Consider the following 25,470-nt stretch of genomic DNA (forward strand, 5'->3'; position numbering starts at 1 on the left):
ATATCTTTCTCTTTTGTGGAATAGTCGCAGGGTTGAACAATTAATGTATAAAAGATATTAAGTTATATGTATAGTGATTTTGTCGCAGATTTGTTAAAAATGATCGCATATCACGTTAATGAAAAAGTGAAAGCAAAACGGTAGAAAGCGCTGGCATTTAGCAGTATTTATGACCAATGGATCTTCGCAGCCGCCAACCGTGGGCTACGCTGGCGGAAAAATATGCGCGTCTGATTTAAGTTCGGGGCTAAGTAGCAATAATCGCTGCTGTTAAGCAACATTTTTGCAATATAATAGTGTGATGTTAAACGCTGAACCTGAGCAGGTGAATGATGGAAATTGATCTCGATAATCTGGTCTTTGATGGACTGGAAGAAGCGCAAGAGCGTAATGCTGAACGTCTGGAAGATGCAGATAAGAAAGCGCAGGAAATTATTGCTGATAATGACTGCGGCGACGCCTGCAAAATCTGATTTCCGAACCGGCGCAATGCCGGTTTTTTTATCGCCTGTTACCCCTTTCCGTTTCAGCCCTTATACCGTAAAGCCTCAATCAATTTGGCAAAGGCGGCGGTGTGCTGCCTGCGGCTGGGGTAGTACATATAATAGCCCTGGAAGGGTTCGCACCAGTCCTCCAGCACTTTTTCCAGCGCACCGTCAGTCACCGCCTGTTCGACAGTGTCTTCCGGCACAAATGCCAGCCCCATCCCGGCAATCGCTGCGCTAATCCGCGGGGGGAGATTGTTAAAAATTAGCTGCCCTTCAACCCGCACGCGTAAATCTTGTCCGCCTTTGCTAAATTCCCAGGCATACAGCCCGCCCAACGTTGGCATGCGCATGTTGATGCAGTTATGGTTTTGCAGATCGTGTGGGGTGAGTGGTTTACCATGGCGGGCAAAATAAGCGGGTGAACCGACCACCACCATGCGCCAGTCCGGACCAATTCTGACAGCAACCATATCTTTTGCCACCTGCTCGCCGAGACGAATACCCGCGTCATAACGGCCAGCCACAATATCCGTCAGGCTGTTGTCGAGGGTCATTTCCACTTTCACTTCAGGATAAGCCTGCAAAAAAGGCGCCAGCGCGGGCCAGACGGTCGATTGCAACGCATGTTCACCCAAGGTAAGGCGAATGTTACCCGCCACCCGCTGACGGATGTCAGTTAATGCCAGCAGCTCCGTTTCAATGTCATCAAAACGCGGACTGATACTGTTGATGAGCCGTTCTCCGGCTTCAGTCGGCGCGACGCTGCGCGTGGTACGGGTCAGGAGTCGGACATCCAGCCGCTCTTCGAGTCCACGTATCGCATGGCTTAACGCTGACTGCGAGACCCCGAGCTTTGCCGCAGCCCGCGTAAAACTCCGCTCGCGGGCGACGATAATGAGATAATAAAGATCGTTAAAATTATCACGCAGCATGCTTGTCCCCAGCCATTAACTTTATTGACGTATGGTACAGGTCATGAGGGTAATCACGTAGCGTTTCTCAACGTTCGCGCACATCACTCCTGTTCTCCCCCCTTTCACTAATAACATTTTGTATATAGATAAGAATTTTTTCTTATTTTGTCTGAATCGTAAGTTATGGGAGCGTAAAAAGCACAAACCAAAAACTACAGGGATTTCATACAATGATGGCAACGAAAATTCACAGCGCTAAAAAAACACTTCTGGCACTCAGCGTGCTGCTGGCCTCTGGCATTAGCGTCTCACAGGCTCAGGCTGACCAATTGGCCGATATCAAAGCCGCCGGCGTCGTTAAAGTGGCGACATTCGACGCCAATCCGCCGTTCGGTTCAGTTGATGCAAAAACGCATAAGATTGTCGGCTATGACGTCGATTTTGCCGAAGCGCTGGCCAAATCCCTGGGGGTAAAACTGGAGCTGGTGGCCACCAATCCGGCCAACCGTATTCCGCTATTACAATCCGGTAAAGCCGATTTAATCGTAGCGGATATCACGATCACACCTGAGCGTGCACAAGTGATCGATTTCTCCGTGCCCTATTTTGTCACCGGCCAGCAGTTCCTTGTGCCGGCAAAATCCCCGGACAAGCTCGATGAATACAGCAAAGCGCGAATCGGCGCGGTAAAAGGTACTACCGGTGAGCAGGCGTTACATCAGCGCTTCCCGCAGTCGCGCGTACTGGCCTATGACGATATCCCCCTGGCATTAACCGCCTTACGCAACGGTAATGTGCAGGCCATCACCCAGGACAGTACAATCCTGGCGGGCTTGTTAAGCGGTGCGCCGGATAAAGCAGATTTCAAAATTTTGCCGGACCTGCTGAGTAAAGAAGAGATCGGCGTGGGGGTAAAAAAAGGCGAACCCGCGCTGTTAAAAGCCGTCAACGATGAACTTTTGAAGCTGGAGTCTACCGGTCAGGCAGCAAAAATTTATGATGTATGGTTCGGCCCTGAAACTAAAAACCCGCAGCCCCGCGCCTTTAAAATAGAAGCCCAGTAATATGCTCTCAGCTCTTTTTCATCGTTCCGCAGCTTCGGCTGCGGATTCTACCCAATTGGGTCAGGCAAGCGTCAAACTGCACAATGTGTTTAAACAGTATGACGCTCATACCGTACTTAACGGCGTCAGCCTGGCAGTTGAACCTGGTGAAGTGGTGACCATTTTGGGTCCTTCTGGCTCTGGAAAATCCACTCTTATACGTCTTATCAACCAGCTTGAGTCGCTCAGCGGTGGCGAAATTTTCATTGATGGTAAACCGATTAGTCAGTTGCGCGGCGCTGCATTACGCCAGTTACGCAGCCGTATCGGTTTTGTATTTCAGCAATTCAATCTCTATTCGCATCTGACCGCGCTGCAAAACATTGCGCTGGCGCTGGAATATGTTCACGGCTGGAACAAAGCGGAAGCAAAAGGCCGGGCACTCGAATTGCTGGATCAAGTGGGACTGCTCGAGAAAGCCGATGCCTATGCCGCTCAGTTATCCGGCGGGCAGCAACAGCGCGTTGCCATTGCCCGCGCGCTGGCTTCATCGCCACAAATCATTTTGTTTGATGAACCCACCTCCGCGCTGGATCCAGAAATGATCGGCGAGGTGTTACAAGTGATGAAAAATCTGGCTCACAGCGGTATCACGATGATCGTCGTGACTCATGAAATGCACTTCGCTCGTGAGATTGCCGATCGTGTGGTATTCATTGATGGCGGCGATATCCTGGAAGTCGCCTCGCCGGAGGATTTCTTCACCCGCCCACAACATCCCAGAACCCAGCGTTTCCTGAAAAAAGTGCTCGACCCGTTACACCAGGAGTTACCGTTATAATGCATCTAATGGACTGGCAGGGGGTGCTGAGCGGGCAACCTCTGCAATGGATAATTTCCGGTTTTCTCACCACGCTATGGGTGACGCTGGCAGGCGTCACGCTCGCCACTCTCTTTGCTCTCCTACTACTCGGCTTACGTTTGACAGGCAATCGCATTGCCACCGCGGTGGTCGGTGTGTGGGTCTCCGCTTTTCGCAATACGCCTTTACTGGTGCAACTGATGTTCTGGTATTTCGCCGCATGGAATTGGCTACCCCGTGACGTGATTACCTTTATTAATGCTGAACACCCATGGTCAGTTCTGCCGGGTGACGTCTGGTGGTTAACGCCGGAGTTTCTTTGTTCTGCCTGGGGGCTGGGTGTTTTTACTTCAGCCTTTTTGGTCGAGGAGATTGCCTCTGGTTTGCAGGCGGTTTCTGCCGGACAACGCGAGGCGGCCATTGCCCAGGGCTTTTCCTCATGGGCGGTTTTTCGTCACATTCTCCTTCCCCAGGGACTGGCGAACGCATGGCAGCCCATCGTTGGGCAATATCTCAACCTGATGAAGCTCTCCTCGCTTGCCAGCGGTATTGGATTTGCAGAGTTGACCTATCAGGTGCGGCAAATTGAGAGCTATAACGCGCATGCACTGGAAGCCTTTGCCGTTGGAACAGTGCTCTATCTGCTCATCGGTATCGTGTCAGGTATGCTGCTTACGCGTCTTGGACCAAAAACTGTGTCAGGTAAACCGTTCAGGGCAAAAGCCCGTCTGTTCAGCGTCAGGAGCATATCGCATGATCGCTAATATTTCGGTCATTACTGACAATCTTGACTATCTTCTGTGGGGACGCGTGACCGAAGGCCAACCCGGCGGCGTTCTGCTTACTTTGCTGATGGCTATCGGCGCGGCATTGCTGGCACTTCCCGGTGGGATAGTTCTTGCCTGCTGCGCCTGGCGTTTTCCTGGCGCGATGCGCAAAGGACTGTTTATCTGGGCCGAGTTTATTCGCGGCATTCCGTTAATCTTTGTGATTTTCTGGATGTGGTATTTGCTCCCCATGCTGACTGGAAGCGATCTGCCTGGCGCAGTTACCGTGACGTTGGCACTGGCATGGTTCACCGCCGCCTCGGTGATGCACTCGGTGTATGCAGGAATTAGCGCCTTACCTGGCGGGCAATATGAAGCGGCAGTGGTGCAGGGTTTTCGCCCGTACCAGGCCCTGTGGCTTATTTTATTGCCGCAAGTGCTGCGCAACATTATGCCGTCGCTGACCGGGATATTTATTGGACTACTGAAGGACACGTCGCTGGCGTTTATCGTCAATGTGCCAGAACTCACGACGGTTGCCGGTCAGGTTAATAGCCGGGTGCAAATCTATCCGGCGGCCATTTTTATCTTTACCGGACTGGTCTATTACCTGCTGTGCTTTAGCCTGGAAAAATTCACCCAGCGACGGTTCGCGCTAAAATGACCTCAAGGCTCAACATTCCACGAACTGGTGGTCTTCGTTGAGCCGATATTTCACGCCAGCCCGGATATTTTTTTCACCTTCAACGGCAAGCGCAAAACGCATTCTTTCGCCATCATGATAGGCCAGCGCCGCGCATCCGCCAGGACCGAGTATTATCGAATCGACAGTGCCGGTACTGGCAACAACGGCGTTCTCTCCGCTGGCAATAATATGGATATTGTCTGCGCAATTGGCGATTTTCGATTCCGCGCCGAAACAGGCTAGCTGGGTTAAATCACCGCTGCAGGCAATCCGATTTCTGTCGCCCAGTGCACTGATGCGTACACGCATGCCGGCACTGGCGATGCGCGTACCGTCACCCACGCTACTGATACGCGCTGAATTTCCCGCGACCGCAATTCGCCCGCGATCGCCCGAGCTGCCGATATGCGCGTTATAGCCTACGCTGCCTATACGTACGCTGTAACCTGCACTGGCAATTTGCGCGGCATAGCCAGCGCTGGCGATTTTAACGTTATCATCCGCACAGCCAAAGCTGACATTATCTTCCGCACTCGCCAGCGGGCTGCTGGCCCCCCCCGTTGTTTTCACGCGGGAAATATTTCCCATCGCGCGAATATCCTGCCGGACAAAACTCTCCTCTTCCCGCCATTTTGACCAGCCGTATTCCACCAGACTATTTGCCCAGTCGATATACCCTTCCCGCTGGAGCGCACGATGTACATCGGCATAACTTCCCCCGGCGGGAAAAGTACGTAGAAACCAGCGGTACATTACGGGCCCAACGCGCCAGGCCCGTAAGTCATCACGCGTAATCATCATCGCTTAATGCCGGTGATAGCCATCCACCATGCACTTGAAGGTTTCGCCCGGCGTGCGGCCCGTAGTGCAAAGATAAAGATGCCCAAAAATGAAAAACAAACTGATTATTGCCAGCGCAAAATGCGCCTGTAACAACCAGTAACGCACACCGGGGAACAGATCGCCGACTACCGCCGGATAGAGTGATAACAGACCCGATATCAACAACAGCGGCAGCAGACCATACATCACGCCAACATAGGCCGCCTGCTGTAGCGGATTGAATTTCGAACGCTTTGATGCCGGGAATGGATGTGACTCTCCCTGCATAATGCCAAACAGGTAAAAACGCGTTTGTCTTTGCGCGCGTCCGATCCAACCCTGCCGCTGAATAATATAGTGATGTCCGTTACCGCCAATCAGGTTGATCAGGACAAAACCAATCCAGCAGGCGAGCAGCAAAAAGCCACAAACTTCGTGCACCGTCAGCAGGCTTTTCATCACCGACGCGCTAACGGCCGAGAAGTGATTGACGAGTCCACTGACCAGAAGTAGCAGAAATAACAGCGCGTTCGACCAGTGCCACAAGCGGACAGCCTTCGAGTATAAGTAGATCTTCTCACCGTGCCCTGCCGACGCTTTATGCGCGGCACGAAAGCGCAGCATGGCGTGTAGCGCCAGCACCAGCCACATTCCCACCAGCATTAATCCGGCGATGACCAGCCACACAGGCCAGTAGTCAGGTGAAAACATAGGGACATATTGCGCAAGCTGGGCGTGAAACTGTTCGGCATTCTGCGACGCGTTCATACATTTTCCTTTTTAATCAAATGTTGACCGAACCGACGATACAGATGGGGTTTCCCGGCGCCTGCAAGTTGATACTCGTAATACTTGTTTTCCCGCAGCCAGGTCTGAATCTCCGGGCTATCTTCACGACCAAAAATCAGCGCGTGTTCCGGGCAGGCGTTAACACAGATCGGTGGAAAACCTTTCGCCAGACGTGATTCAGCGCAAAAGTCGCATTTATCAGCCACTTTGGTGCGCGGATTGAGATAGCGGACCTGATAAGGGCACGCGCCTATGCAGTAACTGCAGCCGATACACGAAGACGTGTCGACCCGGACAATGCCGTTCTCATCTCGCCAGGAGGCGCCGGTTGGACAGACCTCAATACAGGGCGCATCATCACAATGCTGGCAGGACTGACGAAAATAGTGATACAGCGTTTCGTTGTCGTTATCCGAAACCGGAATATGCGCTATCGACAAACGGCTGCCCTGGTCAGGAACATGATTGGTTTTTCTGCATGCGCGGGCGCAAATATTACAGCCGTTACACAGTGATTCGTCGTGAATCATGACATAACGAACGCCTTTAGTGCTCCTGGGGCTTGCTAACAAACTTTGACCTGGGCCGGTAAAAAAAATCACCGTCCCCATGCCAATGACAAATTTACGTCGGGTGAAGGACATCGGGTTATCCTCTAATGCTGTGACAGTGGTCGTCCACACATTCCATGACATCAACCTGAAGAATTCAGGGGTTCTGATACTGCTCAACCTCAAACCATTCGCACAGGCCGTACGCTTTGCCATAACTCATAAAACGTTCGCTGAACAAATAAGGCTCCGCATTTGACGATTCCACAGTGCGTATATCTGCGTAATCCGGGTGCGTTTCCATTGCCGAGAGCGCCGCTGCAACCTGCTGATCGCCAAAGCTATACGGCGGTTGCGTCAACATGGCGACCTTATAGGGGCGTGGATACGTTTGACAGTCAAAGCGTACCGCCTCGGCAATCGCGCGACAGATGTCGTTCTCCACCACCTGCACACACATGCTGGCGTAGTTTGCCGTCATGGTTTGCGTCGAAAAGAAATATGCCTCTTCAGCGCCGTGCACACAGGTAATATCCGCCCCATTCGCGCCCTGACACAGGGTATCCAGCAGCACGGTTAAGTCAGTCTCAGGAACCGAATACGGTGGCTGCAGGAAGACACTGCGAGCCACCAACTGGCCCGATGCTGAATGTTGGCGGATAAATTCCGCCACTATCGACTCCGGGCTGGCAGGTTCCTGAACCTGCGGCGCGTTCACCTGTTCAGCAGGCGGCTGTAGCGCCTGCAGCCAGTGTCTCTTTTGGCTATCTACCTCATCAGGAAACGCCTCAATGGGTGCCTGAACGTTGCTCACGTTAGTCATCTCGCGTTCCTTACGCTGGCAACAGATCTTGTGCCGCCAGATCGGCTGCCACATCCTCAAGTCCGAGTCGATTTAGCGTTTCGCGCGTAGGGCAGCCCAGCTCCGGATCCCAACCCATTTCCTGATAGAACATCGTCAGTGACAGGCGCATGTCCTCCCGGTCCATCTTGTCGGTCCCCTCGGTGAAGACCGGGATCTTCGGATCTTTATCAAACACCCAGGAGCAAATGAGATCGTGCTCATTGCGCATATCTTTGGTTTGCATCAGTTTGACCGTATAGGCACGATGCAGGGTAAAGATACGTTCAGCGGCCAGATCCAGACTCGCCTGCGTGGTTTCATCTCCGGTAACCGCCTGGAAAAATTTCGCTTCCAGATCCAAATCTCCGCGATAATTACGGCTCTTGAGCGGCGAAACCGTCATCGGCCAGACCCAGTTGCATAGCGTGACCGCGTTATGCAAACAGACTTTCAGCAACGTCCATTTGGCATATTTGATCTTCGCGGCATTGATCGGGGTGTAGTTTTTGGTTTCGTCGTAGGCATCCTGCGAACCAAACAATTCGCCCGCCACTTCGCGCTGTAATTTCAGCGGCAAACCGGAACCGATGAAGTTAATATGGGTATGCGTCATACAGTCACGGTTAAACATACAGTTGGTGATCGCCCCAACCTGCGCTGAAGCCTCGTTAGCATGGTGGACAGGAAAACCAAACGGCGACCACAGTTTGTTCTTGGCATAACCCCAATACTCTTCACCCAAATCCCAGCGTTCAGCAATGGCATATGAACCGTCCGCAAGGTGGCTGAGTTCCCCCACGCGATGCGCCAGCCGATAGTAAAAATCCTTAATAAAATTAGGATCGCCCGCTTCCAGCTGATCCCAGCGGATCTCCGCATACTCTTCCGCAGGCAGTACGCGCTTAAAAACGCCTTTCGAGTAGCAATAAGTAAAATCACGGTGCAACTGCCCGTAGTTACACCAGATGCCATAATCGTCGAACAGGTTCAGACCAATCAGGTTTCCCACCACGCGCCCATCGTCTTTATCGTCAAAATCTTTCGGGCCATTGGGGAAAATGGTGGTGTGCACAAAGTTCGCCACGCAGGTGTTGCCACCGGTACTCGGTACGCCAAAATCTTTCACCCGCGGGACATTGAGCTGTGACATACAACGAATCGGGCACGAATGGCAGCCGCTCATTTTTACCGTGTATTTCTCAGCGGCAGGTCCGAGATCGAACACGGATTTATAGGTACGGAAACCGACGGTATTCTGGTTGCCCGGCGGGATTTCACCCGTTTCAATTGGCCCGCCTTCCGCCGCTCCCCAGAACAGTCCCTTGCGGGCCGTCCAACGCGAGTTTGGCGAAGAGTATTCTGCCCAGGCCTGCGGGGTGCTCGGCACAACGTGGTTGTTGTTGGCGCCGATAAGCTCAGTCATCATATAGTCATTGAGCCGCTTCATCTCTTTGCGGTCGGCAATGTTGACACCTTTGGTCCCTTCTACCGCAATGGCCTTCAGATTTTTCGAGCCCATCACCGCGCCAGTACCGGCGCCGCCGCTGTGGTTGCGACTGTTGATCATGCAGGAGAGCGGTACCAGATTTTCCCCCGCCTGGCCAATCGCGGCGACGCAAGTCTCAGGGCTGGTAATGCGGCAAATCTCTTCGGTTGTGGCGCGCGTGCCCTTGCCCCACAGGAAATCGGCTTTTTCGATGCTGACTTTATCGTCTTTGATGTTGATCCAGACTGGCGACGCGGACTTACCTTCGATAATAATGGCGTCGTAACCGGCAAATTTCATCTGTGCGGCGAAGAAACCGCCCATGTGGGCATCTACGACTAAATTACCTTTGGTAAATGTTGACAAGGAGGTGATATTGACGCGGGAGCTACAGGGTGCGCCCGAGCCCGTTAATGGCCCGGTGGCGAAAACCAGTTTATTCCCTTCATCAAACGGCATGGTGCCTGGCGGGACTTCGTCGTACATAATTTTATACCCAAAGCCCATCCCACCGATAAATTTCTTAAATTTACTGGAATCTTCATGGGTGATATTACCCGTGGTGAGATTGATCCGTAAAATATTACCTGTCCAACCGTTAGCCATCATGTTTTCCTTTGCAAGAAGGTTTAATAGATATACCCGTCAGGCAGCTTTTTTATTCAAAACTGCGCTATTTTTGGCAATTAATGACGCGTATCAGGCATGCCTGCCCTCTATCAAACGGTAATATCTTTCCACTCGATAATTTTTAATGCCCCAGTCGGGCACGCATTGGCGCATTCCCCGCATAACACACATTTTGAGGATTTTTTTGTTTCCGTGTTGACGGTCGCCATCATCCACGGGCAGGCTGTGGTACAAGCGCTACAGCCAATGCAACGTTTATGGTCCACGGCAATACAACCGTCTTCCTGCTTCCAGGTAATGGCGCCAATCGGGCAGACCTTCATGCATTGCGGATCTTTGCATTGGCGGCAGGTATCCGCGGTATAGTTTAAATCACCATACAGTCCGCCACCGGACCCGACGCCATCATCGCCAAAGAAGTAATTACGATGAATTTTGATGCGGGAAAAGAAGGTGCCAACGGCCCCATCGTTATAATTGGTACAGGAAATCTCGCAGCGATGACAACCAGTGCAGCGTGCTCGCTGCGTTACCAGCACCCCTTTCGGCGTATTGATAAGTCCAACGGTACCGCTGTCGATATCTTCCTGCTTACAACCAAAAAGTGATAACAACGCGGGTGCAATGGTCAGTCCTGCCAGACCCTTTCCGGATATACGTAGGAATTCAAGCCGCGTTAAACCACAATCTAAAAATGGACGATCAACCTGGTTCATTTATTTCGCATCCTCTTCGCAAACGCAGTAGCGGCAACACATCAAGGCTAATTTTTGCGCACAGATCGGGCCAATTCGGCCATTAATGTTGCCAACAACACGTGAATATTTGCCCTAACCTGATCGTATAAATGACGGTGGTTAAACTAAATGAATCTAATCCTTTAGGGTTAGGCACAATGATAATGTGGTTATTCAGCGCCCGTCGTTTTGATCGTCATCAATTAAAAAACGGAAGGAAAGTAATTAATGCGGAGTGAGATTTATTATCATTAAGATAAGTTGAAATAATATTTCATATGGCTTGCAAATATTTGTGACTTCACTCTCAAATATATTTTTATATATCAATCGATATACAACGAAATATACAGCGGAGTATATTTCTCTAATTGCAGTCCTAAATTATATATATTGATAGAATAACGTGACGAGAATAAGAGGATGGCGCAAATGACTGCCCTCCTCTTTTTATGGATTATCCGGCCAATGCTTTAATAACGGTCTCAATGGCCTGTTTTTCTAGCTCACTGCGCTTTACACGCTGGTTGGCGAGGGTGGTTCTCAGCACACCCGCAATGACGATATGCTTTGGCTCTTGTCCCAGATCGCGCATTTCCAGTACTACTTTACCGACTATTCTGCACATTTCCCGGTACAACTCATCGTCTTTGGTCTGATTTCCCATATTTGCCCGCTCGTCATTAACTCAAACCAACAGCATATATCACTCTGGCTAATTAGACAAAATTCAATGAAATCAAACAAATGTCATAAATCTATCGGATCCGCTGCAGTCGATTTACCAGTTCCGCAAGGCTCCGCGCCTGCATTTTTTCCATCACCCGCGCGCGATGAACTTCAACCGTGCGCACGGCAATATTCATAGCGTCCGCAATTTCCCGATTCATTAACCCTTTTGCAACCAGTTGCGCCAACTCTCGCTCCTTTGGCGTGAGCATCTGATAGCAGGCCACGATCTCTTGTCGCGAGAAAGCGGCGCGAGAAACCTGCAAAGCGTGCTCTAACGCCGTCTGCAAAGGCCCGGCGGACACCGGCTTTTGCAAAAAATCGACTGCTCCACGTTTCATTTGCTCAACCGCCATCGGCACATCGCCATGCCCGGTGAGGAACACCACCGCCAGCGTACTTTCTCGCTGGCGCATCGCTTCATGTACAGCGTGCCCATCCAGTACCGGCATACGCATGTCCAGCAAAAGTACGCCCACCTGGTGCAGATTTGCCCCTGCGAGGAATGTTTCACCCTGCTCCCAGCAACATACCTCATATCCCAGACTTTCCAGTAAAAACGCACAGGCCTGGGTGACGGCAATGTCGTCATCCAGCAGATGAATTAATGCCACTACGGCCTCCCTCCTGGTTTTGCTTAAAATGTAATGTCACTACCGCCCCCGCTTTTTCATCAGGAGCCTGATGATTTTTGATCTCAATGTCGCCATTTGCGTAACGCACCAGCCGCTGACAAATGGCTAATCCCAGCCCCATACCTTCTTTACGGGTGGTCATAAAAGGCTGAAAAGCCTGGTACAACTGCGCCTCATCAATACCGCCAGCGTTATCCTGCACCTGAATACGCACATCCCCTTCCTCACGCTGAGCGCTAAACCATACCGTGGTTGCCCCGGCCTGGGCCGCATTGAGCACCAGATTGGCCAGCACCTGCTCAAGCAGAACGCTTGGCAGAGTCAGCGTTAACGTCTTGCCGACACGCGTTTGCAGCGCCACCGCCGGGAATTGCTGGGGCATGCGCAATAATTGCCAGACGTGATGAATTGCATCATGAACGTTGACGGCCCGCCAGTCATCGGTCATCACCGGATTACCCTGCGCCTGGCTGACCCACTGGCGCAGATTGTGCAACGTATCAGCGCCCCGCTGCGCCTGAACATCAATGTTCTCCAGCGCAGGCAACAACGGATGCTGCTTATCCTGACCGCGCAGGCGGATCAAACAGCCCTGCGCATAATGGCGGATAGCCGACAGCGGCTGATTGAGTTCGTGGGCAAACCCGGAGGTCATCTCGCCAAGCACACTCATTTGGCGAGCGGTTTCCAGCGCCTGTTCTTGTTTGCGCAGCAGAATGCTGTTCCGCTCCAGTTGCCTGCCGCGACGACGAACCAGCAGCATCACCCAGATATAATTGAGCGTCAGCAGCAACAGCACAACGGCCACAGCCCCCATAGCGAGCTGGTGCTGGATAAACCAACTTTTGACGTCCAGCCAGAGCTGACGCTGCTGCGGATGCTGGCGGACATCGCGTAGCAACGCTTCTACTTCGCGTGTCGAGGCAGGCGCTCCCCAGCGAAACGTTGCATTCTGCGGAGAATTGAACAGCACCCGTGTGACGCGATCGGCGAGCTCGTCGCTCACTGCAGGCAGTGCCGCAAATGACCAGTCAGGATAGAGCGGCGTACTGGTTAAACAGGGAATCGAGGTCGGATGGTTGAGTACAGCCCTAAAGTCCGTTTTATGAATGAGCCCTTCCTCATCCATGTTTTCCAGCAGACACACCGGCACAATCACCGCCTGCACAGCTTTTTCGCGTAGTAAATAGAGTAAGGCATCGGCAGGAAAACCGGTAAACCTCAGGCGTAAATCGCGCTCAGGTCGCAGACCGGCATCGCTAAGTGCTTTATACCCCAACAAATAGCCGCCAAAAGCCTGAGCATCAATGGCGCCAACCGTTTTACCGATCAGATCATGCGCGGAAGTGATTCCACTATCGCGCCTGACGAGAATCGCGCTACCGATCACGTTACTGGCGGCTTTGCCTCCCCGGGTAGAACGTAACGACGCCAGCCAGCGTAACGCAGAGCGGTTGTTTAGCTGTACAAACTGCGCCGGATTGGTGACCACAAATTGTACCGTGCCACGATTCACCGCCTCCTGCATCTGGTGCAGGTCCAGCGGTTGTATATGAAACTGCTCACCGGGAATTTGCTGATTCAACAGGGTTTCCAACGGCTGCCAGTGCTGACGTGTGGAGATCTCCCCACGCATTGCCAACACGCCAATGTTCCATGTCTGCGCCGCGACCGTGCCGCTTAGCATCCACAGCGACGCCAGTACCGTCAGGCATCTTACTACGTTGCGTCCCACTCAATTATCCCTGTCAATTATGTTGTTTTAGATCAACAACAAGCCGGGTATGTGGTTAACCACAATAGAGTACCCCCCGTCACGATTTTTACACTGTAAATCATTGAGATTCTTTATTCATCACACACAAATCAACGGCGTGACCAATGTTTCGTTGTTGTACCGTGACGGGAGAAAATATGGACAGCAGTAAACGGCAGTTTCTCCAGCAACTGGGCGTCCTGACCGCTGGCGCTTCACTGGTCCCCCTGGCGCAGGCGCAATTCCCCTTCTCGCCTGAACGCCATGAAGGCTCACTCGCGCATCGCTACGCCATGTTGATTGACCTGCGACGCTGCATCGGCTGCCAGGCCTGTACCGTCAGTTGCGCTATTGAAAACCAGACGCCGCAGGGAGAATTCAGAACCCTCGTTAACCAGTATCAGGTGCAGCTTACAGGCCAGCAAAGCGTCACCAACGTCCTGCTGCCGCGCCTGTGCAACCATTGCGATAATCCCCCTTGCGTACCCGTTTGTCCGGTGCAGGCCACTTTCCAACGTGAAGACGGTATTGTGGTCGTCGACAACACCCGCTGCGTGGGTTGCGCTTACTGCGTGCAGGCCTGCCCTTACGATGCGCGGTTCATCAACCATGAAACGCAAACCGCCGATAAATGCACATTTTGCGTACACCGTCTGGAATCGGGGCTGCTCCCGGCCTGCGTGGAATCCTGCGTCGGCGGCGCACGCATCATTGGCGATATCAAAGATCCGCACAGCCGGATTTCTCAAATGCTGCATGAACACCATGAGGCCATCAAAGTGCTAAAACCCGAAAGCGGAACATCACCGCACGTGTTTTATCTGGGTCTGGATGAAGCGTTTGTCACCCCGTTAATGGGACGCGCTCAACCCGCTCTCTGGCAGGAGGTTTAAATGAACCATTCACTGATTATCGAAGAGGTTCTGGCCCATCCGCAACATGTAAGCTGGTTACCCTGGGCCGTACAGTATTTCTTTTTCATCGGTATTGCCGCCTGCGCCGCGCTGTTCGCCTGCGTGCTGCACTGGCGCAAACAAGAGACGCCGGACCTGGAAAACCTGACGCTGTTAATTGCCCTGACCTGTGCAATAACCGCCCCGTTGGCGCTAACCGCCGATTTACACCAAACCGCCCGCGTCTGGCATTTTTATGCTTATCCAACGCCATGGTCCTGGATGCCATGGGGCGCGCTGTTTTTACCGCTGTTCACCGGCTTCCTGGGCCTGTGGTTTTTGGCGCAGCACGTTAAGCGGATAACGCATAAAAGTTACAGTGTAACTAAATGGTTGGCCGTCGGTAGCGCCTTATCCGCCATCGGATTACTGGTTTACACCGGTCGCGAAGTGTCGGTGGTGCAGGCGCGTCCCATTTGGTTCAGCTACGCCTTTCCGGTTGCAATGTTCCTCAGCGCGCTACAAACGTTCCTCGCCCTGCTCATCGCTGCAACAAACAGTGAAGGATCTTTGCTGCGCAAACTGGCGTGGGGACAAATTGTGGCCTTGAGCGCGCTGGCTATCGTGGTGGCAATTTGGGTGAGCGGCAATACGCTCTCCGGTTCAGCAATTCGCCAGTGGCTGGATGTCGCCTCTTCGGCACGACACTACGCCATCGGTTGGGTTGCGTTATGGCTTGTCTCGCTCGTCCTTTGCGGGCTGGTGCTGCGTTTTCCATTATCGCGGCTGCTGCGCATATTACTGGCGTTTAGCGCCATGGCGCTGTGCTGGCTGATGCGCTGGACGTTACTCATCCAGGTACAGACCGTACCGAAATTTAACGCCCAATTTAATCCTTACACCCTGCCCGGCGGCACCGATGGCTGGCTGGCCATTGTGGGCACCTTCGGCCTGTGGATAGCACTGATTATTATTGTTCGTGAAGCCCTGAACGCGATCGCAAGGAGAATGCAACATGGCTAATTTAACCCGTCGTCAGTGGCTTAAAGTCGGTCTTGCCGTAGGTGGCATGGTGACGTTTGGTCTGAGTTATCGGGATGTAGCAAAGCGCGCACTGGACGGTTTGCTGGACGGTACCTCTGGTAAAATTACCCGCGACCGCATCTTTGGTAATGCGCTCATCCCTGAAGCCAATGCCCGGCCGCAATGGCAGCAAAATCCGCAGCAGGTGATCTCAATGACGCAGTGCTTTGGCTGCTGGACGCAGTGCGGTGTGCGGGTACGCGTTGATAGTGAGCAAGGCAAGGTGCTGCGCATTGCCGGTAACCCTTATCATCCATTATCTCACGAGCACCATATTGACGCCTCGGTTCCCTTTGCCACGGCAATGGCGCAACTGGCGGGCGAGTCGGGTCTGGACGCGCGCTCCACCGCCTGCGCTCGTGGCGCAACCTTACTTGAAGGTCTGTACAGCCCACAGCGCATTCTGCAGCCCATGAAACGCGTCGGCAAACGCGGCGAGGGAAAATGGCAGCGCATCAGCTTCGAACAATTAATCACAGAGGTGGTGGAAGGCGGTGACCTGTTTGGTGAGGGCCATGTTGATGGCCTGCGGGCAATTCACGATCCCCATACGCCGCTTGATGCCAGACATCCCGGCTTTGGGCCCAAATCCAATCAGTTGCTGGTCACCAATACCAGCGATGAAGGACGTGATACGTTTTTACGTCGCTTCGCACTGAACAGTTTCGGCAGTAAAAACTTCGGCGCGCATGGCGCTTACTGCGGTCTGGCCTACCGGGCCGGTTCTGGTGCGCTAATGGGCGATCTGGATAAAAATACCCACGTGAAGCCCGATTGGGATAATGTCGAGTTCGCGTTGTTTATGGGAACCTCTCCGGCGCAATCCGGCAACCCGTTTAAACGCCAGGCTCGCCAGCTCGCCAGCGCTCGTTTACGCGACGACTTCCGCTATGTGGTGGTGGCGCCAGCCCTGCCATTAACCACGGTACTGGCTGACGATCGCGGCCACTGGCAGCCCGTGCGTCCGGGAAGCGACTCCGCGCTGGCGATGGGTATGATCCGCTGGATAATCGAAAAACAGCGCTATAACACCGATTACCTTGCGATTCCCGGCGTACAGGCCATGCAGCAAGCCGGTGAAAAAAGCTGGAGCAACGCCACGCATCTGGTGATCACCGATGAGATCCCAAATCTTGCCGGGCAGCATTTAACCCTCGCGCATCTGAACGCAAACGCCGCCCAGGAGCCGGTGGTCGTTAACGAAGCCGGAGAAATTGTCGCCGCCAGCGGTTGCCCACGCGCGCAGTTGTTTGTCACCCGTGTGGTGACGCTGGCAGACGGCCAGACGGTGACGGTAAAAAGCAGCCTCCAGTGCCTGAAAGAATCCGCCGAAAAACTCACGCTGGCGCAATACAGCCAGCAGTGCGGTGTGTCTGAAGCAAACATTGGCGCACTGGCCGACGCGTTTACCCGCCACGGACGTAAAGCGGCGGTGATCGCCCACGGCGGCATGATGGCAGGTAATGGATTTTATAACGCCTGGTCGGTAATGATGCTCAATGCGCTGATTGGCAACCTGAGTCTTGAAGGCGGCGTGTTTGTCGGCGGCGGCAAGTTCAATGGCGCCACCGATGGACCACGCTACAACATGGACAGTTTCACCGGGAAGATTAAACCAAAGGGATTAAGCATCGCACGCAGTAAAACCGCGTATGAGTCTTCCGAAGAGTACCGCAATAAAGTAGCCGCCGGACAATCGCCCTTCCCGGCAAAAGCCCCCTGGTATCCGTTTGTGGCAGGTCAACTTACTGAACTTCTTGTCTCGGCACTCGAAGGCTACCCTTATCCGCTAAAAGCCTGGATCTCTAACATGACCAACCCGTTTTACGGCATCGCAGGGTTGCGCGGCGTGGCGGAAGAAAAGCTTAAAGATCCTGCGCGTTTGCCGCTATTTATCGCCATTGATGCCTTTATGAACGAAACCACGGCGCTGGCAGATTACATCGTGCCGGATACCCATAACTTCGAAAGCTGGGGATTCAGCGCCCCGTGGGCGGGCGTCGCCAGCAAAGCTACCACCGCTCGCTGGCCCGTGGTCAGAGCCGCAACCAGCAGTACCGCTGACGGTCAACCGGCCTCAATGGAATCTTTCTGTATTGCGGTAGCAAAACGCATTGGTTTGCCTGGTTTTGGTGATAATGCGATTACCGACCCACAGGGCAATCAGTATCCGTTAAATCGTGCGGAAGATTATTATCTGCGCCTCGCCGCCAATATTGCGTTTATGGGTAAATCACCGGTCCCGGAGGCTCAGCCGGAAGACATTGCCTTGACCGGGGTGCAACGGATCATGCCGGTGATAACGCAAACGCTGAAAGCCGATGAAGCCAGCCGGGTGGCATTTGTGTATTCACGCGGCGGGCGTTTCGCCCCAGCCAGCAGTGGCCGGGTGGAGGATCGCGTCGGCAATGCGTGGGAAAAACCGCTGCAAATCTGGAATGCGAATGTCGCCGCGCACCGCCATGCGATTACCGGCGAGCGCTACAGCGGCTGCCCGGCCTGGTATCCTTCGCGCCTGTCAGACGGACGTGCGGTCGAGGAGTTATTCCCGGAACAAGAATGGCCGCTGAAATTGATCTCCTTTAAATCCAATACCATGTCCAGCGCCACGGCGGTCATCCCACGCCTGCATCATCTGAAGCCGGTTAATCTGGTGGCGCTCAACCCGCAGGATGGTAAGCGGTACGGCTTAGCACATGGCGATACGGTACGTATCACTACGCCTGGCGGTCAGGTACAGGCGCAAATAAGCCTGCTTCATGGTGTTATGCCGGGAGTTATCGCCATTGAACATGGCTATGGACATAAAGAAATGGGCGCAGCGCAGCATACGCTCGACGGCGAGCCGATGCCATTTGACGCGCAGATAAGGTCGGGAATTAATCTCAATGACTTGGGCTTTGCGGATCCTACCCGGCAGGTAACCAATACCTGGCTTGACTGGGTGTCGGGTGCGGCGGTACGCCAGGGGCTGCCAGCGAGAATTGAGCGCGTGTAACTCGCGCGTCCGGTGGCAACGCTAACGCATTTTATCCGGCCTACAACGTTCTGTAGGCCGGATAAGGCAAAAAGCGGATCAGTTATTCACCGGGATCACCGCGCCTTTATATTTAGTGCGGATCCAGTCCTGAATTTCTTTTGAATGCAGCACGTCTACCAGCGCCACAATATCCTTTTTCTTCTCATCGCCGCGATGTACGGTAATGATGTTGGCATACGGGTTGTTTTCACCGCTTTCGACGGCAATCGGATCTTTCACCGGATCCAGCCCCGCGTCGATAGCGTAGTTCGCGTTAATCACCACCGCATCGCCTTCGTCGTTGTTGTACATCTGCGGTAACAGCGCCGCTTCCACGTTAGGCAGGAACTTCAGTTTTTTCGGGTTTTCCACGATGTCGCTAATGCGCGCGGTGACTTTGTCCACCCCCGGCTTCAGCTTGATCACACCCTCTTTTTCGAAAATCGACAGAATACGGCCTTCCTCAGATACCGCATCGCGCATGATGACCTTGCCGCCTTCCGGCAGATCTTTAAGCGATTTCACCTTCTTCGAATAGATGCCGATCGGCTCAATGTGAATTGCTCCGGCGCTGACGAAGTCATAGGTTTTATCGCCAGCATGATCTTTAATCACGCTGTTCAGATACGGAATATGTTGGAAGTAGTTAGCGTCAATTTCACGGCCAGCCAGCGCGGTATTCGGCAGGATGTAATCCTGGAACGGCTTAATTTCCAGGTCGATCCCCTGCTTTGCCAGAATCGGTTTGGCCTGCTCAAGGATCTCCGCGTGCGGTACGTTTGATGCGCCAACGGTCAGCGTATCAGCCCAGGAGGCGAAGCTCAGGGCGCTTAAGGTTGCTGCGGCGAGTAATGTCAGTGATTTTTTCATGATAATGGTTTCCGTATTTTATTAGCGTTTATCTAACAGAGAGGTGATCACATCGCCGCAAAGCTGGATGATGAAGACGATGAGCAGAATCGTCACCGTCGCCACCAGCGTGACGTCGCTGTGGTTGCGCTGGAATCCTTCCAGATAGGCCAGATTCCCTAAACCCCCGGCACCAATGACTCCCGCCATCGCGCTGTAGCTGACCAGCGCAATCAGCGTCACGGTGATCCCGGACACCAGAGCGGGAGAAGATTCCGGCAGTAAAACCCGAAAAATAAGCGTACTCAGACGTGCGCCCATCGAACGTGTCGCTTCAATAACGCCTTTATCCACTTCACGCAGGGCAATTTCGACCAGACGCGCATAAAACGGCGCGGCTCCCACAATTAACGCAGGCAGCGCGGCATTAGCGCCGAGAATGGTGCCAACCATCGCTTTGGTAAATGGGATCAGCAGCACGATCAAAATGATGAAGGGGATCGAACGGAAGATATTCACCACCAGCGAAATCGCGCTATACACGGCGCGATTGTGGAACAGTCCGCCACGCGCCGTCAGAAACAGCGCCAGGCCAAGGGCGATCCCAAGGACAAAGGTCGCCACGCCAGAAAGCGCGGTCATATAGAGCGTTTCCTGCGTTGCTGCTAATAATTGATCCCATTTCAGATGGGGGAACAGTCCTTCAGCCATGTTGAATCACCTCACCTTCAATGTCGCTATCACGCAGGTCGGCCAGAATATTGCTCAGTTGCTCCTCGGTAGCCACAACGTGCACCCATAGCTGACCAAACACCCCGTGCGCGGTTTGCGTCATCTTGCCGTGCAAAATGTTAAACGGCAGGCCGTAGCGCAGGGTCAATTCTCCAACGACGGGACGGTGGGTGCGTTGCCCGGTAAACGTTAGCTTGATCACCACGCCGCCCAGTTCGCGTGCCAGCTGTGGGTTGAACTCATCTTCTTCGGCGTACTGGCTGACCTGACGCACGAATTGTCGGGTGATCGGCTGCTGCGGATGGGTAAAGACGCTGAGCACGTCGCCTTCTTCAACGACTTTACCGTTTTCCATCACCGCCACGCGGTCGCAGATTTTGCGCACCACGTGCATTTCATGGGTGATCAACACAATGGTTAATTTGAAGCGACGGTTAATATCGAGCAGTAAATCAAGGATCTGATCGGTAGTTTGCGGATCTAACGCCGAGGTGGCTTCGTCGCATAGCAGTACGTCAGGATTGTTCGCCAGCGCGCGGGCAATTCCCACCCGCTGTTTTTGCCCGCCGCTGAGCTGAGACGGATAAGCATTCTCGCGACCACTCAACCCAACCAGCGTAATCAGTTCGGCAACCCGCGCTTTGATGGACGCCTTTGGCGCACCCGCGATTTGCATAGAGAAAGCAATATTTTCGCTAACCGTGCGCGACCACAGTAAGTTGAAGTGCTGGAACACCATGCTGATTTTCAGTCGCGCCTGACGCAGAGATTCTCCGCGGGCGGCAGAGATATCGTGGCCGTTAATCGTCACGCTGCCGGAGGTCGGTTTTTCCAGACCATTAAGCAAGCGAATTAAGGTGCTCTTACCCGCCCCGCTGTAACCAATAATTCCGTAAATCTGTCCCTGCTCAACCGTCAGGTTGACGTTATCGACAGCGGTAATGGATAGCCTGCCTGGCGTAAACACTTTTGAAATATTTTTCAGGACAATCATGTCGTTTGGGTATCCGCTGCTGCTTTTTGTAATCCTGCTAGCGCTTTTAGCTGTTTAGCAGTATGGATGTCCAAACGAGTGTAATGAGTGAAATTGGCTTTTAGAATGAATTAAAACGAATTTGATATAATTTTTAGGAATATGTTCTGTCCATTGAAAACGCCCGCCTAAATCTGTTTATTTGGATAGCCAGGGCTGGTTGTTGCGCAACAAACTGTCGCTGAGCCCAACGCCTTTATCCATACCGATGAACAAATTAATGAATATTTTTTGTAAATCCGCACAGAACTGTTTTGAAACAGCGTTTCCATTTTCCTTTTAGATAAAATTCAGCGTATAATGCGCGCCAATTGTCTCTTGAATGGTTTCAGCACATTGACCTGTAAAACTCAACGACTACAAAACTCACCTTCCCGTTGGGCTGAAACGCAAGCACACATTCCTCTGCACGCTCTTTCGATGTCACCTATCCTTAGAGCGAGACATCACCACTTTCGTAACTCAGGTTTAGCTTCCCATCCGTGCGCGATGGGAGCCAGATTTCCCAATCCTTCTCAACTTAAAGACTAAGACTGTCATGAAAAAGACGAAAATTGTTTGCACCATCGGTCCGAAAACCGAATCCGAAGAGATGTTAACCAAAATGCTGGACGCGGGCATGAACGTCATGCGTCTGAACTTCTCTCATGGCGATTACGCAGAACACGGTCAGCGCATCAAAAATTTGCGCAACGTGATGAGCAAAACCGGTAAGAAAGCCGCTATCCTGCTGGATACCAAAGGTCCGGAAATCCGTACCATTAAGCTGGAAGGCGGTAACGACGTTTCTCTGAAAGCAGGCCAGACCTTCACCTTCACCACCGACAAATCTGTTGTCGGCAACAGCGAAATCGTTGCTGTGACTTACGAAGGCTTCACTAAAGATCTGTCTGTCGGCAACACCGTACTGGTTGACGATGGCCTGATCGGCATGGAAGTTACCGCGATCGAAGGTAACAAAGTTATCTGTAAAGTGCTGAACAACGGCGACCTGGGCGAAAACAAAGGCGTTAACCTGCCAGGCGTTTCTATCGCGCTGCCAGCACTGGCTGAGAAAGACAAACAGGACCTGATCTTCGGTTGCGAACAGGGCGTTGACTTCGTTGCGGCATCCTTTATCCGTAAACGTTCTGACGTGGTTGAAATCCGCGAGCACCTGAAGGCGCACGGCGGCGAAAACATCCAGATCATCTCCAAAATCGAAAACCAGGAAGGCCTGAACAACTTCGACGAAATCCTCGAAGCGTCTGACGGTATCATGGTTGCTCGTGGCGACATGGGCGTTGAGATCCCGGTTGAAGAAGTTATCTTCGCGCAGAAGATGATCATCGAGAAATGTATCCGCGCGCGCAAAGTCGTTATCACTGCGACCCAGATGCTGGACTCCATGATCAAAAACCCGCGTCCGACCCGCGCTGAAGCCGGCGACGTAGCGAACGCCATCCTCGACGGCACCGACGCAGTCATGCTGTCTGGCGAATCCGCGAAAGGTAAATACCCGCTGGAAGCCGTGACCATCATGGCGACCATTTGCGAACGTACCGACCGCGTGATGACCAGCCGTCTGGACTTCAACAACGACAGCCGCAAACTGCGCATCACCGAAGCCGTTTGCCGTGGCGCGGTTGAAACTGCGGAAAAACTGGACGCTCCGCTGATCGTCGTTGCAACCCAGGGCGGTAAATCTGCTCGCGCAGTGCGTAAATACTTCCCGGATGCCACCATCCTGGCGCTGACGACTAACGAAACTACCGCGCGTCAGCTGGTACTGAGCAAAGGCGTTGTGGCACAGGTTGTTAAAGAAATCAGCTCCACCGATGATTTCTACCGTCTGGGCAAAGAAGTTGCTCTGGAGAGCGGTCTGGCGCAGAAAGGTGACGTTGTGGTTATGGTTTCTGGCGCGCTGGTTCCAAGCGGCACGACCAACACCGCATCCGTTCACGTACTGTAATAATTCCGCCGCGAATTAATTTGCTTATAAAAGCGCCCTCGTGGCGCTTTTTTTATTTTATCGATAGCCACAATTAATAAAAAATCAAATCGGATTTCACTATCTAATCCGTGATTATCTAAGATGAATCCGATGGAAGCTTTCTGTTTTCACTCGGTTTTTTAGCCGTTTTTGCACAATTCGATGCTTCTTTGAGCGAACGATCAAAAATAAGTGCATTCCCATCAAAAAAATATTCTCAACATAAAAAACTTTGTGTAATACTTGTAACGCTACATGGAGATTAACTCAATCTAGAGGGTATTAATAATGAATCGTACTAAACTGGTACTGGGCGCGGTAATCCTGGGTTCTACTCTGCTGGCAGGTTGCTCCAGCAACGCTAAAATCGATCAGCTGTCTTCTGACGTTCAGACTCTGAACGCTAAAGTTGACCAGCTGAGCAACGACGTGAACGCAATGCGTTCCGACGTTCAGGCTGCTAAAGACGACGCAGCTCGCGCTAACCAGCGTCTGGACAACGCAGCTACTAAATACCGCAAGTAATAGTATCTGTGTAATAAAAATGGCGCACATTGTGCGCCATTTTTTTTGCCCTGAATTTCTCGTTCCCTGTTATTGCGTAGCGCGCACCTCTGCATTCTCTCCCGGCACCCCATTTCGCGCAGACTTCACTTCCGCACCATTGTTAACGACCGAGGCCTGGCTGGCCGTCACGGTGACCGGATAACCCGCACGGCGATACAACGCGCGTTCCACCAGGCTGCTATCAACGGCTTTATTGTCTTTGAAATGAGTAAAACCGGCTGGGAGCACATACGGCATGGTCTGAACGTTTTGTTCCTCTTCCGGCGACAGTGGGCGATGCACCTCGACATACCGCATGCCGTTCGGCTCAATCGAATATTTGATCGGCTCATTAATCACCCTGACCGGCGTTCCTGTTCGGACTTGAGCAAACAATGCCTTGATGTCCGGCGCGTTCATGCGAATACACCCGGAGCTCACGCGCAAACCGACGCTGTCCGGTGCGCTGGTGCCATGGATCAGGTATTCACCGTTTCCATGCGCCAGACGCAGTGCAAAGCGTCCTAACGGGTTATTTGGCCCGGCGGGCACTACCGGAGGCAATGTTATGCCACGTTCCAGAGAGCGTTTACGGATGCCTGCTGTAGGGGTCCAGGTAGGATTCGGTATTTTCTGCCCTACCCGGGTTTCCATCACCGGAGTTTCCAGCCCCTGCAAACCGATACCAATCGGGAATACCTGAACGATATTCTCTCCCGGCGGGTAGTAATACAGACGTAGCTCCGCCAGATTCACAATAATGCCTTCGCGTGGCGCATCAGGCAGCAGTAATTGCGAGGGAATAGTAATCAGGGTTCCGGGTTTGGGAACAGGGGCAATAGTATTATTGGCTTCGAGGATCAACATTGCGGCGGTATCAAACTTACGGGCAATCGCCTGTAGGTTTTTATCCCCTTCCTGCACGGTATAAGTTTGATTTTGCCCAACAAGACGACTGTTTGCCTGGGGCAACGGATAATCGACCGCCCATGCGGCCTGAATAGCGCTGTAAGCGCCGATTAGCATTAAGGTAATAACAGACGCGCGTTTCATACTCACTCACCCCCCTGGCGTTCCTGCCGGACGACGGCGAGCGCCAGATCCGGCTTACGAGTCACTGCGTTGCCTTACACGATCGATTTCAAGTCGGTCTGAAAGTTGACGTGTTTTATCAGTTTAGCTAAGAGTTGCGGCTTTGGCGCGGATAGCCCGAATCATTGCCTCCAGCCCCTGTGAACGAGACGGTGTGAGATGCTGTGCGAGCGCCATTTTTTCAAACCACGGACGCACATCAAAATTCACAATATCCGGGGCCGTCATGCGGTCGTACAGAATGAAGACCACGGCGATAAGCCCTTTCACAATTGCCGCATCGCTGTCGCCCTGAAATTCAATAATCCCTTCAGCATTCTGACGCATAACAATCCATACCTGACTTTGACATCCCTGAATGCTATTTTCGGGGCAGCGATCGTCGGCGTTTAATTCCGGCAAACGCTGCCCCAGTTCAATGATGTACAGGTATTTCTCTTCCCAATTAGCGCAACGCAGAAAATTACGCAACAATTTTTCTTTATCCGGTAGCGCAGCCATAACGCCTCCCTG

Annotated in this window: 26 protein-coding genes; 11 read left to right on the top strand and 15 right to left on the bottom strand. The window is 52.7% G+C overall.

The window, feature by feature from the left end; translation table 11 throughout:
* The first annotated feature begins 332 nt into the window (after positions 1–332).
* Positions 333–473, top strand: a complete 141-nt coding sequence (locus M4I31_RS12845; RefSeq protein WP_003832695.1) for a hypothetical protein — start codon at positions 333–335, stop codon at positions 471–473.
* A 53-nt stretch (positions 474–526) separates the two neighbouring features.
* On the opposite strand, the gene M4I31_RS12850 is transcribed toward M4I31_RS12845, so the two are convergent.
* Positions 527–1,420 carry a LysR family transcriptional regulator gene (locus M4I31_RS12850; protein WP_079224379.1) on the bottom strand — a complete coding sequence of 298 codons (894 nt, stop codon included), beginning with the start codon at positions 1,418–1,420 and terminating at the stop codon, positions 527–529.
* Positions 1,421–1,632: 212 nt separating this feature from the next.
* On the opposite strand from M4I31_RS12850, the gene M4I31_RS12855 reads away from it, so the two are divergent.
* From M4I31_RS12855 to M4I31_RS12870, 4 genes are read left to right on the top strand one after another with little or no spacing between them, the layout of a single operon-like run.
* On the top strand, positions 1,633–2,466 hold the full coding sequence (locus tag M4I31_RS12855) for an ABC transporter substrate-binding protein (RefSeq protein WP_085049427.1): 834 nt from the start codon (positions 1,633–1,635) through the stop codon (positions 2,464–2,466).
* A gap of 1 nt (position 2,467) precedes the next feature.
* Complete coding sequence (locus M4I31_RS12860) at positions 2,468–3,286, top strand: amino acid ABC transporter ATP-binding protein (protein WP_069324225.1); 819 nt, start codon at positions 2,468–2,470, stop codon at positions 3,284–3,286.
* Positions 3,286–4,071 (top strand): amino acid ABC transporter permease, encoded by a 786-nt coding sequence (locus M4I31_RS12865; RefSeq protein WP_038640306.1) that lies wholly within the window; start codon positions 3,286–3,288, stop codon positions 4,069–4,071. The genes M4I31_RS12860 and M4I31_RS12865 overlap by 1 nt, the downstream gene beginning before the upstream one ends.
* Positions 4,061–4,738 carry an amino acid ABC transporter permease gene (locus M4I31_RS12870; protein ID WP_038640304.1) on the top strand — a complete coding sequence of 226 codons (678 nt, stop codon included), beginning with the start codon at positions 4,061–4,063 and terminating at the stop codon, positions 4,736–4,738. The genes M4I31_RS12865 and M4I31_RS12870 overlap by 11 nt, the downstream gene beginning before the upstream one ends.
* A gap of 9 nt (positions 4,739–4,747) precedes the next feature.
* Here the strand turns inward: M4I31_RS12870 and ydhT are convergent, their stop codons facing one another.
* From ydhT to ttrS, 9 genes are all read right to left on the bottom strand, one after another.
* Entirely contained in the window at positions 4,748–5,560 is an 813-nt protein-coding gene (gene ydhT / locus M4I31_RS12875) for a protein YdhT (RefSeq protein ID WP_085049428.1), read from the bottom strand.
* Positions 5,561–5,563: 3 nt separating this feature from the next.
* The gene (phsC, locus tag M4I31_RS12880) at positions 5,564–6,349 is read right to left on the bottom strand and encodes a thiosulfate reductase cytochrome B subunit (RefSeq protein WP_038640300.1); all 786 of its coding nucleotides are present in this window, start codon (positions 6,347–6,349) and stop codon (positions 5,564–5,566) included.
* Positions 6,346–7,014 carry a 4Fe-4S dicluster domain-containing protein gene (locus tag M4I31_RS12885; RefSeq protein ID WP_042308731.1) on the bottom strand — a complete coding sequence of 223 codons (669 nt, stop codon included), beginning with the start codon at positions 7,012–7,014 and terminating at the stop codon, positions 6,346–6,348. The genes phsC and M4I31_RS12885 overlap by 4 nt, the downstream gene beginning before the upstream one ends.
* Positions 7,015–7,078: 64 nt before the next feature.
* A complete protein-coding gene (locus M4I31_RS12890; protein WP_085049429.1) occupies positions 7,079–7,744 on the bottom strand; it encodes a YdhW family putative oxidoreductase system protein in 666 nt (221 codons plus the stop codon).
* A 10-nt stretch (positions 7,745–7,754) separates the two neighbouring features.
* Positions 7,755–9,857, bottom strand: coding sequence for an aldehyde ferredoxin oxidoreductase (locus M4I31_RS12895; protein ID WP_038640295.1), 2,103 nt, complete (start codon positions 9,855–9,857; stop codon positions 7,755–7,757).
* Positions 9,858–9,970: 113 nt separating this feature from the next.
* The gene (locus M4I31_RS12905) at positions 9,971–10,597 is read right to left on the bottom strand and encodes a ferredoxin-like protein (protein ID WP_038640293.1); all 627 of its coding nucleotides are present in this window, start codon (positions 10,595–10,597) and stop codon (positions 9,971–9,973) included.
* 478 nt (positions 10,598–11,075) lie between these two features.
* Complete coding sequence (fumD, locus tag M4I31_RS12910; RefSeq protein WP_038640291.1) at positions 11,076–11,285, bottom strand: fumarate hydratase FumD; 210 nt, start codon at positions 11,283–11,285, stop codon at positions 11,076–11,078.
* A gap of 91 nt (positions 11,286–11,376) precedes the next feature.
* Positions 11,377–11,961 carry a tetrathionate respiration response regulator TtrR gene (gene ttrR / locus M4I31_RS12915; protein WP_038640289.1) on the bottom strand — a complete coding sequence of 195 codons (585 nt, stop codon included), beginning with the start codon at positions 11,959–11,961 and terminating at the stop codon, positions 11,377–11,379.
* Positions 11,936–13,669, bottom strand: a complete 1,734-nt coding sequence (ttrS, locus tag M4I31_RS12920; RefSeq protein WP_139815598.1) for a tetrathionate respiration histidine kinase TtrS — start codon at positions 13,667–13,669, stop codon at positions 11,936–11,938. Before ttrS ends, ttrR begins: the two co-directional genes overlap by 26 nt.
* A 227-nt stretch (positions 13,670–13,896) precedes the next feature.
* On the opposite strand from ttrS, the gene ttrB reads away from it, so the two are divergent.
* The 3 genes from ttrB to ttrA are packed head-to-tail and all read left to right on the top strand — an operon-like array spanning position 13,897 to position 18,712.
* Positions 13,897–14,631, top strand: a complete 735-nt coding sequence (ttrB, locus tag M4I31_RS12925; protein WP_085049432.1) for a tetrathionate reductase subunit TtrB — start codon at positions 13,897–13,899, stop codon at positions 14,629–14,631.
* On the top strand, positions 14,632–15,654 hold the full coding sequence (gene ttrC / locus M4I31_RS12930; protein WP_085049433.1) for a tetrathionate reductase subunit TtrC: 1,023 nt from the start codon (positions 14,632–14,634) through the stop codon (positions 15,652–15,654). It begins immediately after the preceding gene.
* Positions 15,647–18,712, top strand: coding sequence for a tetrathionate reductase subunit TtrA (gene ttrA / locus M4I31_RS12935; protein WP_085049434.1), 3,066 nt, complete (start codon positions 15,647–15,649; stop codon positions 18,710–18,712). Before ttrC ends, ttrA begins: the two co-directional genes overlap by 8 nt.
* 78 nt (positions 18,713–18,790) lie before the next feature.
* On the opposite strand, the gene M4I31_RS12940 is transcribed toward ttrA, so the two are convergent.
* From M4I31_RS12940 to M4I31_RS12950, 3 genes are read right to left on the bottom strand one after another with little or no spacing between them, the layout of a single operon-like run.
* Positions 18,791–19,603, bottom strand: coding sequence for a MetQ/NlpA family ABC transporter substrate-binding protein (locus M4I31_RS12940; RefSeq protein ID WP_003029358.1), 813 nt, complete (start codon positions 19,601–19,603; stop codon positions 18,791–18,793).
* 21 nt (positions 19,604–19,624) lie between these two features.
* A complete protein-coding gene (locus tag M4I31_RS12945) occupies positions 19,625–20,293 on the bottom strand; it encodes a methionine ABC transporter permease (RefSeq protein WP_069324235.1) in 669 nt (222 codons plus the stop codon).
* A complete protein-coding gene (locus M4I31_RS12950; RefSeq protein WP_038640275.1) occupies positions 20,286–21,308 on the bottom strand; it encodes a methionine ABC transporter ATP-binding protein in 1,023 nt (340 codons plus the stop codon). Before M4I31_RS12950 ends, M4I31_RS12945 begins: the two co-directional genes overlap by 8 nt.
* 375 nt (positions 21,309–21,683) lie before the next feature.
* Here M4I31_RS12950 and M4I31_RS12955 point away from each other — a divergent pair, with 375 nt between their 5' ends.
* The 3 genes from M4I31_RS12955 (at position 21,684) to lpp (ending at position 23,844) form a co-directional block, all read left to right on the top strand.
* The gene (locus tag M4I31_RS12955) at positions 21,684–21,878 is read left to right on the top strand and encodes a hypothetical protein (protein ID WP_247672768.1); all 195 of its coding nucleotides are present in this window, start codon (positions 21,684–21,686) and stop codon (positions 21,876–21,878) included.
* A 7-nt stretch (positions 21,879–21,885) separates the two neighbouring features.
* Positions 21,886–23,298 (top strand): pyruvate kinase PykF, encoded by a 1,413-nt coding sequence (gene pykF / locus M4I31_RS12960; RefSeq protein ID WP_006684766.1) that lies wholly within the window; start codon positions 21,886–21,888, stop codon positions 23,296–23,298.
* A gap of 309 nt (positions 23,299–23,607) precedes the next feature.
* Positions 23,608–23,844: a murein lipoprotein Lpp gene (gene lpp, locus M4I31_RS12965; protein WP_003029373.1), complete on the top strand. Its 237-nt coding sequence runs from the start codon at positions 23,608–23,610 to the stop codon at positions 23,842–23,844.
* Positions 23,845–23,913: 69 nt separating this feature from the next.
* Here lpp and M4I31_RS12970 read toward each other — a convergent pair whose 3' ends face one another.
* Together M4I31_RS12970 and sufE are read right to left on the bottom strand one after the other, a co-directional pair.
* The gene (locus M4I31_RS12970; protein ID WP_085049435.1) at positions 23,914–24,918 is read right to left on the bottom strand and encodes a L,D-transpeptidase family protein; all 1,005 of its coding nucleotides are present in this window, start codon (positions 24,916–24,918) and stop codon (positions 23,914–23,916) included.
* A 123-nt stretch (positions 24,919–25,041) separates the two neighbouring features.
* The gene (sufE, locus tag M4I31_RS12975; RefSeq protein WP_085049436.1) at positions 25,042–25,458 is read right to left on the bottom strand and encodes a cysteine desulfuration protein SufE; all 417 of its coding nucleotides are present in this window, start codon (positions 25,456–25,458) and stop codon (positions 25,042–25,044) included.
* Positions 25,459–25,470 lie beyond the last annotated feature (12 nt).

The sequence above is a fragment of the Citrobacter sp. XT1-2-2 genome, from assembly GCF_023516235.1.
In the GTDB taxonomy this organism is placed as follows: Bacteria; Pseudomonadota; Gammaproteobacteria; order Enterobacterales; family Enterobacteriaceae; genus Citrobacter; species Citrobacter werkmanii.

Excerpts from the sequence above, each read along its gene's own strand:
- M4I31_RS12845 (WP_003832695.1), top strand. The coding sequence starts at position 333 with ATGGAAATTGATCTCGATAATCTGGTCTTTGATGGACTGGAAGAAGCG.
- M4I31_RS12850 (WP_079224379.1), bottom strand. The coding sequence starts at position 1,420 with ATGCTGCGTGATAATTTTAACGATCTTTATTATCTCATTATCGTCGCC.
- M4I31_RS12855 (WP_085049427.1), top strand. The coding sequence starts at position 1,633 with ATGATGGCAACGAAAATTCACAGCGCTAAAAAAACACTTCTGGCACTC.
- M4I31_RS12860 (WP_069324225.1), top strand. The coding sequence starts at position 2,468 with ATGCTCTCAGCTCTTTTTCATCGTTCCGCAGCTTCGGCTGCGGATTCT.
- M4I31_RS12865 (WP_038640306.1), top strand. The coding sequence starts at position 3,286 with ATGCATCTAATGGACTGGCAGGGGGTGCTGAGCGGGCAACCTCTGCAA.
- M4I31_RS12870 (WP_038640304.1), top strand. The coding sequence starts at position 4,061 with ATGATCGCTAATATTTCGGTCATTACTGACAATCTTGACTATCTTCTG.
- ydhT (WP_085049428.1), bottom strand. The coding sequence starts at position 5,560 with ATGATGATTACGCGTGATGACTTACGGGCCTGGCGCGTTGGGCCCGTA.
- phsC (WP_038640300.1), bottom strand. The coding sequence starts at position 6,349 with ATGAACGCGTCGCAGAATGCCGAACAGTTTCACGCCCAGCTTGCGCAA.
- M4I31_RS12885 (WP_042308731.1), bottom strand. The coding sequence starts at position 7,014 with ATGTCCTTCACCCGACGTAAATTTGTCATTGGCATGGGGACGGTGATT.
- M4I31_RS12890 (WP_085049429.1), bottom strand. The coding sequence starts at position 7,744 with ATGACTAACGTGAGCAACGTTCAGGCACCCATTGAGGCGTTTCCTGAT.
- M4I31_RS12895 (WP_038640295.1), bottom strand. The coding sequence starts at position 9,857 with ATGGCTAACGGTTGGACAGGTAATATTTTACGGATCAATCTCACCACG.
- M4I31_RS12905 (WP_038640293.1), bottom strand. The coding sequence starts at position 10,597 with ATGAACCAGGTTGATCGTCCATTTTTAGATTGTGGTTTAACGCGGCTT.
- fumD (WP_038640291.1), bottom strand. The coding sequence starts at position 11,285 with ATGGGAAATCAGACCAAAGACGATGAGTTGTACCGGGAAATGTGCAGA.
- ttrS (WP_139815598.1), bottom strand. The coding sequence starts at position 13,669 with ATGCTAAGCGGCACGGTCGCGGCGCAGACATGGAACATTGGCGTGTTG.
- ttrB (WP_085049432.1), top strand. The coding sequence starts at position 13,897 with ATGGACAGCAGTAAACGGCAGTTTCTCCAGCAACTGGGCGTCCTGACC.
- ttrC (WP_085049433.1), top strand. The coding sequence starts at position 14,632 with ATGAACCATTCACTGATTATCGAAGAGGTTCTGGCCCATCCGCAACAT.
- ttrA (WP_085049434.1), top strand. The coding sequence starts at position 15,647 with ATGGCTAATTTAACCCGTCGTCAGTGGCTTAAAGTCGGTCTTGCCGTA.
- M4I31_RS12940 (WP_003029358.1), bottom strand. The coding sequence starts at position 19,603 with ATGAAAAAATCACTGACATTACTCGCCGCAGCAACCTTAAGCGCCCTG.
- M4I31_RS12945 (WP_069324235.1), bottom strand. The coding sequence starts at position 20,293 with ATGGCTGAAGGACTGTTCCCCCATCTGAAATGGGATCAATTATTAGCA.
- M4I31_RS12950 (WP_038640275.1), bottom strand. The coding sequence starts at position 21,308 with ATGATTGTCCTGAAAAATATTTCAAAAGTGTTTACGCCAGGCAGGCTA.
- pykF (WP_006684766.1), top strand. The coding sequence starts at position 21,886 with ATGAAAAAGACGAAAATTGTTTGCACCATCGGTCCGAAAACCGAATCC.
- lpp (WP_003029373.1), top strand. The coding sequence starts at position 23,608 with ATGAATCGTACTAAACTGGTACTGGGCGCGGTAATCCTGGGTTCTACT.
- M4I31_RS12970 (WP_085049435.1), bottom strand. The coding sequence starts at position 24,918 with ATGAAACGCGCGTCTGTTATTACCTTAATGCTAATCGGCGCTTACAGC.
- sufE (WP_085049436.1), bottom strand. The coding sequence starts at position 25,458 with ATGGCTGCGCTACCGGATAAAGAAAAATTGTTGCGTAATTTTCTGCGT.